This is a genomic window from Acinetobacter sp. 778_lipA (assembly GCF_058242985.1).
Genome location: NZ_JBZAYT010000001.1, coordinates 3,627,427 through 3,641,701 on the forward strand (window position 1 = coordinate 3,627,427; position 14,275 = coordinate 3,641,701).

13 protein-coding genes are annotated in these 14,275 nt (G+C 34.7%); 2 read left to right on the forward strand and 11 right to left on the reverse strand.

What is annotated here, in order from left to right; translation table 11 throughout:
- Position 1: 1 nt before the first annotated feature.
- The 5 genes from AC4CUY_RS17135 to AC4CUY_RS17155 all read right to left on the reverse strand — a co-directional run bounded on the left by AC4CUY_RS17135 (position 2) and on the right by AC4CUY_RS17155 (position 7,618).
- Entirely contained in the window at positions 2–2,143 is a 2,142-nt protein-coding gene (locus AC4CUY_RS17135) for a hypothetical protein (protein ID WP_419820018.1), read from the reverse strand.
- A 258-nt stretch (positions 2,144–2,401) separates the two neighbouring features.
- On the reverse strand, positions 2,402–3,931 hold the full coding sequence (locus AC4CUY_RS17140) for a hypothetical protein (RefSeq protein ID WP_336954665.1): 1,530 nt from the start codon (positions 3,929–3,931) through the stop codon (positions 2,402–2,404).
- A 670-nt stretch (positions 3,932–4,601) separates the two neighbouring features.
- On the reverse strand, positions 4,602–5,990 hold the full coding sequence (locus AC4CUY_RS17145; protein WP_490774492.1) for a hypothetical protein: 1,389 nt from the start codon (positions 5,988–5,990) through the stop codon (positions 4,602–4,604).
- Positions 5,991–6,315: 325 nt separating this feature from the next.
- Entirely contained in the window at positions 6,316–6,885 is a 570-nt protein-coding gene (gene dcd / locus AC4CUY_RS17150; RefSeq protein WP_056515236.1) for a dCTP deaminase, read from the reverse strand.
- Between the two features lie 139 nt (positions 6,886–7,024).
- A complete protein-coding gene (locus tag AC4CUY_RS17155) occupies positions 7,025–7,618 on the reverse strand; it encodes a LysE family translocator (RefSeq protein WP_336954672.1) in 594 nt (197 codons plus the stop codon).
- A gap of 455 nt (positions 7,619–8,073) precedes the next feature.
- On the opposite strand from AC4CUY_RS17155, the gene AC4CUY_RS17160 reads away from it, so the two are divergent.
- Positions 8,074–8,625 carry a DUF2062 domain-containing protein gene (locus tag AC4CUY_RS17160; RefSeq protein ID WP_490774493.1) on the forward strand — a complete coding sequence of 184 codons (552 nt, stop codon included), beginning with the start codon at positions 8,074–8,076 and terminating at the stop codon, positions 8,623–8,625.
- 28 nt (positions 8,626–8,653) lie between these two features.
- Here the strand turns inward: AC4CUY_RS17160 and AC4CUY_RS17165 are convergent, their stop codons facing one another.
- The 3 genes from AC4CUY_RS17165 to AC4CUY_RS17175 form a co-directional block, all read right to left on the reverse strand.
- Complete coding sequence (locus AC4CUY_RS17165; RefSeq protein ID WP_490774494.1) at positions 8,654–9,532, reverse strand: 5'-methylthioadenosine/S-adenosylhomocysteine nucleosidase; 879 nt, start codon at positions 9,530–9,532, stop codon at positions 8,654–8,656.
- A 343-nt stretch (positions 9,533–9,875) separates the two neighbouring features.
- Positions 9,876–11,126 (reverse strand): iron-sulfur cluster carrier protein ApbC, encoded by a 1,251-nt coding sequence (gene apbC, locus AC4CUY_RS17170; RefSeq protein WP_336954676.1) that lies wholly within the window; start codon positions 11,124–11,126, stop codon positions 9,876–9,878.
- A 676-nt stretch (positions 11,127–11,802) separates the two neighbouring features.
- Complete coding sequence (locus tag AC4CUY_RS17175) at positions 11,803–11,991, reverse strand: hypothetical protein (protein ID WP_336954677.1); 189 nt, start codon at positions 11,989–11,991, stop codon at positions 11,803–11,805.
- A gap of 193 nt (positions 11,992–12,184) precedes the next feature.
- Between AC4CUY_RS17175 and AC4CUY_RS17180 the strand changes: the two genes are divergently transcribed.
- Complete coding sequence (locus AC4CUY_RS17180) at positions 12,185–12,403, forward strand: DUF6500 family protein (protein ID WP_336954678.1); 219 nt, start codon at positions 12,185–12,187, stop codon at positions 12,401–12,403.
- Here AC4CUY_RS17180 and AC4CUY_RS17185 read toward each other — a convergent pair.
- The 3 genes from AC4CUY_RS17185 to AC4CUY_RS17195 all read right to left on the reverse strand — a co-directional run bounded on the left by AC4CUY_RS17185 (position 12,400) and on the right by AC4CUY_RS17195 (position 14,177).
- Positions 12,400–12,711, reverse strand: a complete 312-nt coding sequence (locus tag AC4CUY_RS17185; RefSeq protein WP_336954686.1) for a putative quinol monooxygenase — start codon at positions 12,709–12,711, stop codon at positions 12,400–12,402. The genes AC4CUY_RS17180 and AC4CUY_RS17185 overlap by 4 nt on opposite strands.
- Before the next feature lie 68 nt (positions 12,712–12,779).
- Positions 12,780–13,274: a hypothetical protein gene (locus tag AC4CUY_RS17190; protein ID WP_483770656.1), complete on the reverse strand. Its 495-nt coding sequence runs from the start codon at positions 13,272–13,274 to the stop codon at positions 12,780–12,782.
- 102 nt (positions 13,275–13,376) lie between these two features.
- On the reverse strand, positions 13,377–14,177 hold the full coding sequence (locus tag AC4CUY_RS17195) for a hypothetical protein (RefSeq protein ID WP_336954680.1): 801 nt from the start codon (positions 14,175–14,177) through the stop codon (positions 13,377–13,379).
- Between the last annotated feature and the right edge of the window lie 98 nt (positions 14,178–14,275).

Sequence of the window (14,275 nt, forward strand, 5' to 3'; positions counted from 1 at the left end):
CTTATAAGCCTTTGGTGGTTATTTTCATATGCTGAATCAGCATTCCATCAATTAAGGCTGAACCTAAATTGTTCAAGGGTGTTGCTGACATAGTCGGTGTTGGCGCTACGTTATTCGACATTGTCGTCCCTGTAATACCATTACCTGATCCTATAAAATTATCCACTGTAGTATTTGAAATTGTCCGCCAAGCGGCTCCATTTAAATTTGAATCGGACCATGTACGATTAGCTGTTGAGCCATACAATGGTGTTGTTCCAGAATTCGGACTAGTACATCCAGTGAGAAATCCTGTTGAACAGGTTGGCGTGTCTGGATATTTTGTTTGTGGATCTTTTATTAACCATGCAGTACCAGTGTAATATTCCCACTGTTTGAGGGATCCCGTTGTAGTTGTACAACTTCCAGTCCATGTACAAGTATAACCCTGTCTCCAATTGTAATCATTAAGCTGACGTTGCGCATACCTAACTTCACGACCCGTTGCAGTAGTAGTTGCAGAACGTGATTGGGCTAAATTCCCAAAAGACACCCCCACAGCATCTGCTCCTGTATACGCTTTTAAAGTTTTTCCACCGTCATCACTATAAACGGTTCCGATACTAATACTACTGTGGGTTGCATTGTTACCTTGATAGCCTGAAATACTAGAAGTACCACATTGGTAAATATTACAAGTTGAACCCAAATAGGATGAATCGGCTCCAGTATAATCCGTATAAATCTTTTTATAGATCGACTCTTTATTTGGAATACGTGCAATTTCCAAACTAAAATTCTTACCATCAGATCCTAAAATTAAAGGCTGGTACAGAGAACCTAAAACCAAGTTGGTATTTAAATTATAAATAAAAATACCTTCGTCTTTTGCAAATGTTGGTGCTTTTGCATTTCCAGAAGTATCTAATGCTGGTGTGTACAGTAAATTAGTATCTGTGGTTTCTTGAGTGCTTAAACGTAATACTCTATTTTGATATTCTGCGGGTAAAGACCAGCTTCGTGTTAAAGTCTTGGAGTCAGTACGTGAGCGATTCTGTACTATATATTGACAACCAGTTCCTGTACCGAAAGCTCCAGTTCCCGCATTTCCACAATCCCCTGTAGAAGACGCACTCAAACCTGAGTTTGCTCCAGCATGAATCGTATTCCACGCTGAAAACGTGCCATTATTTTCAGTTATTACATCCGAAGAGTTTAGCTTCAAATTAGCAGCATCACCACTATTTAAACGGATTACACCCGCTAAACCCAAAGTTTTATTATAAAATGGACTCAAACCACCAGTATTAGTTGCACCATCTAAAGTTTGAAATAACTGAATTTTACTACCATTTAAACTAAAGTTATTCCAAATTGCTTGCAACCGAATCCGATTTTCTCGATTTGTTATTTCGGTTCCATTACCTCGAGTGCCTGTACTTGTTCCATATTGAAACTGGTTTGGATCACCATCTTTTTTGTTTGGATTTCGGACAAAAGCATCTGCCCACATCCCTAGTTTAAGCTTATAAGCATCTGAACCCTCGGCATCCAATGTTCCAGTCTCAAAAGCAGGTGCTTCTAAAGCTAAATAAGTGACTTTGCCTGTGTCTGTATTTTTTGAGCCACCTGCAATATCTGGCGTAAATGTTGGGACTGCATCCATCGTATCTACTTTCAAAATCCAAGGATTAGTTGCAGTTCCCCAGCTTTTGATTGCATTAATTGCTGTTGCAACACCTGAAGTGTTTTTAAGCATTCCCACCCGTTCATTGATATCATTTGGATCTGCATCATTGGCTTTAGAAAGTGCTAAACCGTATAAAAATAAATCCGCTTTTCCTACAGCCAAATCACCAGAATCAATGCTGTTATTTTTATTAGTGTCTGCGGCCGTAAGACTTAATGGTCCAACAGGAATATAGTTAATAGATCCCGTATCTTTAGTTCGATCTAATAATTGTGTAGCTGTTTCATTAACACCAACGCCACGAAAAACCATATAAGCATCTTGAGGAAGTAAGGCAATCCCTTCACCCGTTGTATTACTTAACTTTTCATCTGACATTTCTTCAAGTGCGAAGCAAGATTGACTGATCAATAAGCCAATAAAACTCGCTAAAACGGTTTTATGAAATTTTACCGTATAATTGAGTGTAGTCATCCACGACCTTCCTGTGTTATACGATGCTCCGCACCATATTTTATTTTATTTCTTAAATTTTCACTTCAACTGTATAAAATTATCTTCCCTTGTTCATACAGTTTTGTTATCTATATCACATTTTATATTATGCAATATTTTTTATTATGACAAAGTCTTTTGTGTAAAATATACGATTTTCCGATAAACGAATATTCGTAGACAATGAAAAGCAATAGCCTTTAACGCTATTGCTTTATAGATCTTCAAATAGTTGGGTTAACAAAATTTTAAAGAACCATAACAGTTGGTTGAAACTTCTTGGTTCGTTAATTTTAAATTTTGAAGTGTTAATCTTGCTGGATTTGTGGCCGTATATGGACCAATATCAATATTCAGAGTTTTGGTAATTGGCGCACTGACTAATGCTGTAATTGCATCTCCAAGTCCTAAATCAATTGGATTATCTGCTAATTGTTTAGTAATCAGAACTGCTAATTGTGGCAAAACGGGAGAAATGTCAACTTTATCCCCACCTTTTAAATAGCCTAGCTGCACAGGATCAGCAAAAGACATCCACCACCCCTTTTGAGCAACATCAGTTTTTGTCATTTGGTTTAATGTCTTACCAGTAGTATCAGATGAATCCACATAACTTCCTGGCCATAGTAAAGCCATTTGTTGCAAACTTAAATAACCACCTGTTCCTTGTAATGGAATATTATGAAACATACTTAAAGCCTGATTAAAAGTTACATTTAAATTTAAATTACTTAAATTTGAACCTTGACCCATTTTGAAAGTTGCATCACATAACCATAAAATACATGACTCAGCATTATGATTACCCGTATCTCTTAAATTTACTTTTAATTGATCATTTGCCCATTGATTACAATATGTTGCCCCTCCAGTACAATTATCAGGAGTTGCCAAAGGAATTGAAGGAAGTGTTAACAAAATATCTTTTGCTATTGCAGCATTTAGTCGAGAACCATTTACCTGAAATGATGGTAATGTGAAACCTACTCCATTAATTTCAGGAACAGTAATACCTGTTGTACCATTGAGTATATTGTCTTGTGCATTTGGATAACTTTGAATCCATTTATTTATAGCCCCTCCTAATAACTTAATATTTCCACCAATTGATTGATCTTTTACCAAACCAAATTTACCACCTAAAGTATCAACTTCCCCTTGTGTCTGTGCTATACGCATAAAGCCACTAAGTGACTGGATGCCATCTGTTGAAGAAGGAGTGCTTCCATTGGTTAAACCTGCTGTTAAAAGCCCCGTAATTTTTTCAGCACTAAAACGTAAACCAACAATTTCACGAGTTGAAGCGGAGTTTGGATTTTTTACAGCAAACTCCATGAATGGATTGCTTAATTTTGCGCTAGTAGATGCTCGACCCGCACTTCCGAAATCAGGGGAATTACCACTTGAGGAATCGTAATTTGCAGGTAACCCACTCAATGATAAATTTTTAATATCAACATCACATGCACCAGCACCATTTGCACCACCACAACCTAGCTGCAAGTTTTTAATATTTGCATTTAAGTCCATTTCTGCTTCAAGTCCAAGTTTATAAAAACCAACGTTTGAACCACTACTATATTTACTCATTAAATTAGTAGAATCATTTGGTGCAAGATAAGCTAGACTCATCAAAGCTTGGCCTGTGGTTTCAGACAGTTGTTCATCTGACATACTTTTTAAAGTTGTAGGTTCTGCGTATACATTAAATACTGCAAAAGCACTTAAAGAAAAAAGTGTTAAACATAAAGGCTTTATTTTCAGCATGAACATCTCCTTATCCTTAGACTATGTTCAAAATTGTGAATCTCTATTATTTTAATAACGCAGCCAGTTCTTAGATAAATCTCATAAAATTTAGGCTGTTAGCGCTACAAAAATGTATTTTAGTTTTCAATAGAGAAATATATTGTGATTAATCTATCACAATATATTTCTGTTAAGACTAAATTTCCGACAAAATGATTGTAATTTTTATTGAAAAATTATGATGCTATAAAATAAAAAAACTCTAAAACTCATTACAAGGAAAAATCCACGCAAATTCAGCTATCAACCCAAAGCTAAGGACGTCTATAAAATCGATGGCTATTCAGAATTGGTTTATATTTAGAGCAAGATTCAAAACAAATTGGAATAAATTTAAAGGGTGTAGATAAAGACTATATTAATAATACAGCACTATAAAAATCAGTTTCCAAATTTTTGGTCTTATAGATAGCTATCTAGTATTATTTACAGGAACTTATCAGCCAATGGAAACACTTATCTTTGACAGCCACCAAGTGACTTTAAACTACTCTTCCAACACCAAAGATATCTACAGTAATCGTATTTAACATATAAAAACCCACAAAAGTGGGTTTTAAAATATTTATACAGAAAATTAATTCATCAAAATATTAAAACTTTTTGAAATCGCTATAACGTGATAAAACTAACAGAATTTTAATGAGCCATAGCAGTTCGATACTACATTTTGAGAAGTCAAGATCAGATTTGACAAAGGTATATTTACTCGTTGACCACTTAAATCAATATTTGGCAATGTTTTTGTAATACCACTTCCAAATAATGCATTTATACCATCAGCACTATCAACTGAAACTTTATAAGGTGCAGTAGCAAGATATGTACCTAAAATTGACGCTACTTGGCTATATACTGAAGAAATATCAACTTCTCCTTGCGGGTTTAACTTACCTAAATTAATTGGATCTTGCATAGATAACCACCATCCATTTTGAGCAACCTCTTTAGCTCCGGGCCACTGGATTTGCCCCGCTTGCAATGACAAATAACCTGCACTACTGATTGGTATATTATGGATATAGCCTAACCCTTCACTAAACTGAATATCCCCTTTTAAATTAACTAGATTTGTATTTAGTTTAATAAAAGTATCTTGTTTTGCACATATGCCTAAAATCTTAATACAATCAGCCATATGAACACCTAATTGCCCAGCTGTTTCAGTCAAAGGAATAGCAGGAATATCCGTGACAGCTAGTACATTTGCTGACTTCATACGATTGCCCAGTACTTGTGCATTATTAATAACAAAGTCTGCTTTTAGTGAAGGAATCACAATTCCTTTATTATCACTGTTCACATTACCAGCTGTATACTTTTGATTACTACCACAACCACTAGTACACAACGGAGGTAAAACATTTACATCCGCATAAGATGTAACTTGTTCAGAATTTTTTAAACCAAACGTTGATTGCGCGGTCGTTGCTGTACCATACCCAATAATTTGCATGAAACCAGATAATGTATTGATTCCATTAGGTGTATTATTATTAGTTCCAGCCGACAATAGACCGACTATTTTATCAGCACTTAATCGTAAACCAACTATTTCCCTTGTAGACGCTTTATCCGGGTTCTTTATTGCAAACTCAAGAAATGGATTAGTTAGTACTGCATCTGAAGAGGCTCTTTCTTCGTTAGTCATAGCGACATTCCCGTCACTATTTAATTTTAAGCCGCTCAAACTTAAATTATCAATATCAATGTCACAATCTCCAGCACCATTCATACCACCACAACCAAGTTGTAATTTTTTTATGTTCGCATTTATTGATACTTCTGCTTCTAAGCCTAATTTATAAAAACCAACATTTTTCGCACCATTCACTCGCTGAGATTCAAGATTGCTAGCATCTGTAGGTGCTGTATACGTCAAACTCATCAATGCTTGACCTGTCGTTTCTGATAATTGCTCATCAGTCAGTGCTTGTAATGTTGCAGCATAAGTAGCATTTATCCCTAAACCACTCAATGCTAGCAATACAAAACTTAAATATTTTCTTTGGGACATCTTACGCTTCCATCCTTAGCAAAGCTTGACCTTATTACTTATGCCAAATTATCCTTCGAGATAAGAATAAATAACATGATATAAATTACATTTAGATTTAATGTTTATTTGTATCATAGATCGAAATTCAGACCGAATAAAAATTTGTATTTTCCGATAAAAAACAATAATTTCACATAAATTAAAATTTTATTTAACTAAACTTAACTCTCATTCTATTATAAAATTTTTATTATAAAATAATGTCTAAATCATATTTATTATGTTGGTGAACACATAAAGAAGCAAGTGATATACACTTGCTTCTTTCATCTCATTTTCTAATTTAAGCTTTAGGTAAGGTTACCCCAACCTGACCTTGGTATTTACCACCACGATCTTTATAAGAAGTTTCACAGACTTCATCAGATTCAAAAAACAGCATTTGAGCAACACCTTCACCAGCATAAATACGTGCAGGTAAATTCGTTGTATTTGAAAACTCTAATGTTACATGACCTTCCCACTCGGGTTCAAGAGGTGTGACGTTTACAATGATACCACAACGAGCATAAGTCGATTTACCTAAGCAGATCGTCAAAACATTACGAGGAATACGGAAATATTCAACTGTACGTGCTAATGCAAATGAATTTGGAGGGATGATACAGACATCAGACTCAATATCGATAAAACTACGCTCATCGAAATTTTTAGGGTCTACAATGGCAGAGTGAACATTGGTAAAGACTTTAAACTCACGTGCACAACGTACATCATAACCATAGCTAGATACGCCATAAGAAATTAGCTTTTCACCTTGTTCATCATAACGCACTTGGTTTTCTGCATAAGGTTCAATCATACCGTGCTTTTCGCTCATTTCACGAATCCAACGATCAGACTTAATTGCCATTTATCTCTATCCCAAAACTGTGCTATTTACTGCGCTGTACTTTAACTGAAATTGCTTTTGAAAGGAATGTTTATGACGAAATAGAGCAACCCAAGTCTGTAAGTAAACGTACAAACTTAAGTTTAACTAACATCGATTTTTAAAGGCTTAAAAGTGCTGAATAGCTCAGAGGTACAGTAAAACTCACTAAAACTAAAGATGCAGTTCTTTGCATATTGCGCTGATTGAGCCACGTCACTTTATTACTGCAAATTACAGAACCAATAAATGTCCAAAAAAATGCAATGGGGATGATTAACAATAAAAACACCAACATATGTGAAGTATAAGCAGATGCATTTTGCCAAACGTATGTTGGGAAAATTGCAGAAGCAAAAAGAAGTGCTTTCGGGTTTAAAAGGGTTGCAAAAAATAACTCACGCGCCCGAATTGTCGCATGACTAAAGTTTTCATCTCGATTTGCTGTACGCCATAATTTTAAAGCAAGAAATAAAATATAACCTGCACTAAATAATTTAAGAATAACAGGTACACTTGGAAACTGTTTAGACACAGATCCAATAATTAATCCCCAAATCGAAATGGAGATCAGATAGCCAAGTGCTTCTGCTGGAATTAATGCAAGAGATTTTCTAATTCCAACTTGAATCCCAGAAGATGCTAAAAGTGTATTGGTTGGTCCTGGTGTCAAAAGAATCGTCACCACCAAGCCAATAAAAAACCATGAAATCATCAAATGACCTCATCAATGGATTGACCGCAGATTAAATCTTTTAAATTGAATTGGCAAAAAAATAATTGTAAGAGAACTTATTAAAGAACATTATCCCAGATTAAAATACATTTAATTTTCAATGCATTGATAACTTAAAATCCGATAAAAACTGCAAAGTCACTGGTCGAAGAAATACTGCTTTATGTCCAAATTTAAACTTAAAAATTAATAATAATATCTTTTAAATCAGTATGTTTATTCCAAAATAGAACATTGATTAGCCATAAAATAAGAAGTAGTTCCAATATAGGCAGACCTAGTTACGAATAGAGGGCTTTTTTAAGTAAATTTTCAGTTTTATTGACTATTCTTTATCCATATTTTTCCCTTACTCATTAGGTTTTTGTCAGAAAGGTTGTCGTTTTTATCTACATTGATGCACAATAGTGACCTTTCTTGCATTTTCTACTTTTATGGCAAAGCATTTTTTTCAGTCTTGGCTCCCGAGTCCAGAGCGAGTCAACAATTTGAAATTCATGAAGATTTTTGGCGATAAAGCCTTAAGTCCTCAGCTTTGGTATGTCAATCGAAAATCGATTTCTAAGGCAATGTTTATTGGCACGTTTTGGGGCATCTTGCCTATTCCATTCCACACCTTATTAATTATTTTTTCAGTATTATTCTTTGAAGCAAACCTACCCATTGGTTTAATTTTAGCTTGGATCATGAATCCCTTAACTATTGTCCCGATTTTGATTTTTGCCTTTTGGATTGGTTCCAAAATTTATCATGTACATATGATCAATAAGGAAATGCTACTCGGCGTTTTCCATCAAATCATTCATTGGGTCAAAAACTTTGGACACGGACATATTGACTTTAGCCTAGCTAAAATTCTTGCGACGGGTTTGTTTATTGAAGCATTTGTATTTGCATCGCTACTCTTTATTGTGACACGTATTTATTGGCGTTGGAGCGTGATTAAGAAGTGGAATAACCGTAAAAAGCAGCCAAATACTCTCTAAGCAAGCTCCAACTTATTCTGGTAAAACTTTACTTCAAAGTGGCTTGTTTAGCTTTCATGTATTCAACAACGATATCTAAAACATATTGCTGGCATGCTTCTCCAGTACCTGGGTCATATGCGCCCCCGTTGGTAATATTGTTCGATAAAATACGAACACCAAGGAATGGTACTTTATATTGGCTGGCAATCTGTGCTACCGATGCCGCCTCCATTTCCTCTACAGAAGTGCCATAATTTTTATGGAAAAATGCAATTCGATCTAATTCATTGTTCCATACATCAGCTGAACCAATAGTACCTTCAACCACACGACCCTTACTATAATTAGTTTTTGCACGCTGCGCTGCCAATAACAGCTCTTTATCTGCTTCAAATTTACGAATCGCAATCGGTTCAGGATCAGACTCATCCGTAGGAAGCACATCAAAAGCTTCTGTCCATTCAAGAGAATTCGAACCCTCTCCAACAGCTTTTTTAGGTGTTCTAAATGCACCAATATTGGTGGTGTAACGACCTAAAACAATATCATAGACATTAAGATCTGGATCATGGCCACCCGATGTTCCTTGGTTAATAATTGCGATGGGTTTATAACGTTCAATCGCAATTGCTGTTGCAGCAGCAGAGTTGCTCATTCCCATTCTTGTTTTAGAGATAATCACAGGATACCCTTGATAGCTACCCTTCCAAAACGTCCAGCCACCAAAAGTTTCAACTGTAGAATTGCTTAGTTTTGAGGCCATTTGCTCAGACTCTACAGGTAATGCACCTTGAATGACTATGGGTTGTAAAGTTTTCTGGGTCGTTGAATTAGAACTTGTTTTATCTGAATCACTATCGTTACATGCAGCCAAGAACATCGAACTACAGATTCCCAAAGCACATAAAAAAAATTTTAATAGCATGGTCTACTCAATGGTTTAAATTAGAAATTATACCTAAGCAATGAATATACCAGTTGATCAATTTTCTATATTTTTATATCGATATTAAAGAGAAGACGATTTAAATTCTATTATTGAATTAAGAATATTTTTAATCATTTTAGCATAGTACGCTGATTAGCCCTATTTTACCTTACTCCTCATATTTAGCATTAATTATTTGATTTTTAAGGATACTAAAAATGGGCAGTGCGTATAAAATCTTATTATCGAGTAAGTTTAAATATTTCATTGATTCATTCTCAATTTTCCTCTCTTTAATTCGGTCTCTAAAATAAAGAGAGGACGCTTTCGAAGTTGATTCTTAGAAAATTCTATGTGGATCTTTTTCGGCTTTAGGTAAAGCTTGTGCAATTTTTTCAGCAATAGCCATATAGTTTTCTGCAGCAACATCTCCTGCAATTACAGAAGGCTTGCCTGCATCAGCATTTTCACGGATTTGAACATTTAAAGGCAATCGACCCAGCAACGGGATATTATATTGCTCAGACAATTGATCTCCACCACCTGTACCAAAAATTTGTTCTTCATGACCACAGTTTGAGCAAATATGCGTTGACATATTTTCTACAACCCCCATGACAGGAATATGTACTTTATTAAACAGTTCAATACCTTTAACTGCATCCATTAACGCAACATTCTGAGGTGTTGTCACAATCACGGCACCTGTCACAGGAATACGTTGGGCAAGGGTTAATTGGATATCTCCTGTACCAGGTGGCATATCAATGACTAGAACATCTAAATCAGGCCATAGCGCTTGATTAAACAGTTGCATCAATGCACCTGTAGCTTTTGCACCACGCCAAGCAACTGGCGTATTTTCTTTCCCAATTAAATGACCGATCGAAAGTACCGCCATTCCATAAGCTTCTAGTGGAACAAAATTTTCACCTTCAATTTTAGGTGTTTGTCCTGCATTCCCCAACATTGTTGGAATACTTGGACCATAAATATCAGCATCTAAAACCCCGACTTTTAAGCCTAGTTTGTGCAAAGCCAATGCGATATTTACTGTGGTGGTTGATTTACCCACACCACCTTTACCCGATGATATAAGGATGACATTTTGAATTCGAGGATGCTTCGGAATATCTCGTTGTTGTGGTGCTGCTTTTTGAATTGGCGGATTATTAGGATCTACTTGTGTGTTTGCCATTTTAGCAGAAGCATCAACAACAGGAGGAAGATTAGTGTGTTCAGCTTTTGGCTTTGAAGAGCAACTATGTCCTGCTTTTCCATGCTGATCACTAGCACAACTCGAATCATGTTGAATTTTTTGTTGAATCACATGCAGATTCAACTCTTGAATACCGCACTTCTCCAATTCATCTGCAAGATCATCATGAATTTTTTGTAAATGATCTGCTTCTTCAGGATAAGTATTAATTGTCAGTTGTAATACCCGACCTACAACATTGACTTGGGTAATACGTTCTTTTAAAACACTGGAATTTGGCAAAATATAGTTTTGCAAAACAGATTGGACTTCTTCCTCTTTCACCTCCTGTGCAGGAGAAAAAACTGATTTAAGCGAAGAAAGCCACGACATAGATTTGCTCCAAATTTGCAAATACAATAAATACTGAGACAGCTAGTTTAACTGTAAATTGACGTGAGGTTAAGTAAACTTCTATTCAGCTTTTTGAATGTCGTTATTAATCCTACTTATTTAGTTGGTTTTAATATCCAAAATAGTCCATTTAATTATTCTATCTGCTTGTTCAGAATGAACTTTTAGTTTTTATCATTTAGATTTCTATGGCAAACTCTGTGTTAATAATTCCCATACAAATACTGGATAAAAAAATAGCTATAGTCACATTGGGTCAATAACAACTTTATATAATTTTTGACAATAATAAGATCCATCTATGGAGTTTCTATTATTTTTATCTTTAATCATTTCAAGTTTAGCTTTTGCTAGAACGTCTACAACTTCCAACTGCGTACGTACATCTTAAGCATTAAGCACAATTGGTTTCTGTAGGTGATAGTTTGACGGAAATGTCATCGCGTATTGACCAATCTCCAATTTCAATGAACACTTATGAACGTACAAAAAGAAAACGACAGTGACAGTATCTAACTATACCTATGAGATTGATCATTTAAATGATAGTTTTACTGTGGTGAATAATCAGATTTATGAAATTGAGTGGATTTGTAAAAAATATTAACTACAAGGTATCACTGAACAGCGTGACGCTGTTCAGTGATTGTTCCATTTAATTTTCATCATCTTTTTTGTGCTTCAAATCATTTACAGCTTGCTCACCTTTAAGCAGTGTTTCTTTTGCTTTATGTTTGAGGTCATCTGCAACCTTTTCAGCACCTAATTTTGCTTCTTTGGCTTTTAACTTAACGTCATCAATTACTTCAGAAGCTTTGTTTTTTAAATCGTCTAAATTTGTCATGATTTTCTTCCTATTTAATTAAGTCTCACCCTAGTTATAACAACAGAAACTCCATAAAATGTAAAAAGATGCATTTCTTTAACAATTCATACACAGTTTGTATCGATGTGTTTTTTTGTTTCAAAATGAATAAAATAGCTTATTCTGATTGATTGAAAAATCCTTCAATTAAAACAAACACTGAGTCTATTTAATGCAACAAATAATGAAAGAAAAAATTATCCGAGTCTGTAATGATAAAATTGCCAAAAAGGGAGATGATGTTGGTTTATCCTTTTATGCATTCTTTGCCAATAAAAATGATGATCCTGAAACCTTAATGCAAGTGGCAGAATGGTGGATTAAAACCCATCAACTTGATCATTTTGAAAAGGCAATAAAAATTAAGAAAATGATCAAAAATGAAGATTAAGTATTCATTTTTTTAAACAATTCATCATAATGCTGCATATGGGTAAAAATTCCATCTTGTCTTCTATGTTGATCAATTTTCGGAACTAAATCCTGAAAATGGAAGGATTGAACATGGGCGTCTAAAGCAGCACGATCAATCCATTCCTCAATAAATACAAAATGCCCTCTGTTGCGTAAATCATGATATAAATCATAGGCAATACAGCCTGCTTCTTGTTTGGTTTTCTCAACTAACTCTTTATATAATGGTAAAACTAAATCAATTTTATCCACTTGGATAAAGTCTTCGGCAATCAGTTTAAGCATGGATGATTTCTTATTGATATCAAAGCTTGAACATAACATGAAATGTTAACCTATAGGCAATCATTCAATTAAACCCAATGATGCACTTGTTTTCTAAATATCTTCTGAGTATTAAATTTTTTATTTAAAATTAAGTAAACAGCATTTCCGAAGCTTAAACCTATACAAAACGGGAGCAATAACAGTAAATAAACCAAAATTAAATAACTCAATACCTCGATAAAGCTATATAGAGCACCATCTAAACATAAAACTAAGAATAAAAAACTTAGCATCATGATAAAGATCAAAGTTATAGATTTTATAATTTGTGTTGTTTCGATGATTTTTTGAGGTGCTTTAAATACTTTAAAAATAACTGTGTAGCTAAAACACCCGACCAGCAGAAAACACGGGGTGAGATAAAACACGACTTGAATACCCTGTGTTGGGCTTCGTTCTGAAGCCGAAATAAATAAATCACCTTGATAAAAATATAGAAAAAAACAAAATGGCACAACTAAACTGAGAACAGCCGCCAAACTGGCAATTGCTGAGGCAACAAATACATACCAAGACCGCATGATTTTCTCCTTCTTCGATCTTGGTGTTAGTTTCTAAAATTAAAATGTAGCGTGTTTGATTAGGATGTGAAGTTTAGGTGAAGAATCATCACGATTCGAACTTTATGATCGGACATTTCCCATAAAACTGACTGCCGCAAACAGCCAAATAAACAATACGAAACTGCGCTCCTGATTAAAATGATTCAAATCTGTACCATGTAGAATGTTATGCCGGGTCATGCTTACCGTTGAGCTGCTATCCATCTTATAAGCAGCCAACTCTAAAAAATAATGATTCAATTCATTGGCAATTTTAGCTTTATGCCACAAACTTTTAATCTCATGACCTTTTAACCCAGGAACGATTTTATAGACATCAATAAACTTGGTGTCCTGTTGTTTTAAATAACCATTTTGAACTAAAACAGCTGTTAACAAACCTTCCAATTGGGCATAAAGCAATGGAATACATCCCGCATACAACTCTAATTGATAGAGTTTAAAGCTTTGTTCTAACACAGCTTGATATTGTGGCTTCTGCTCGCCCAACGCTAATTGATCAAAAGCTTTAAACATTTCAGACTGAAAAAACTCACTGTTGATCACATCTAAAAGATTAAACTGAGTAATATCTTTAGCTTCATGTATCAATTGCCAAAAATACAATAGATTAAGAGCGTCATTGGCAATTTTAGTCCCAACAGGCTGATTCAATTGATTGGCTAAAACTTCAAAATAAGCCTCCTCCTGAGCAAACCCATTGAGTGTTTCAATAAGATACTGATGTTCATTTTCTGAAATATCTTCAAAATAGCGTTCAGCTTGTTTCAGAATATTTTTTTCAATTAGATTTTTACTATTTTGATTTTGTGGAATACGGATTACAGGCTGGTCATCATCAAAATATTCATCATCAATCATAGATTTATTGCTCTTAAGAAATACACGAATACACCATTCTATAATAATGAATTGGCAGTTATAAGAATAAGCATAAAAATCTACATTTGAAAAGAATT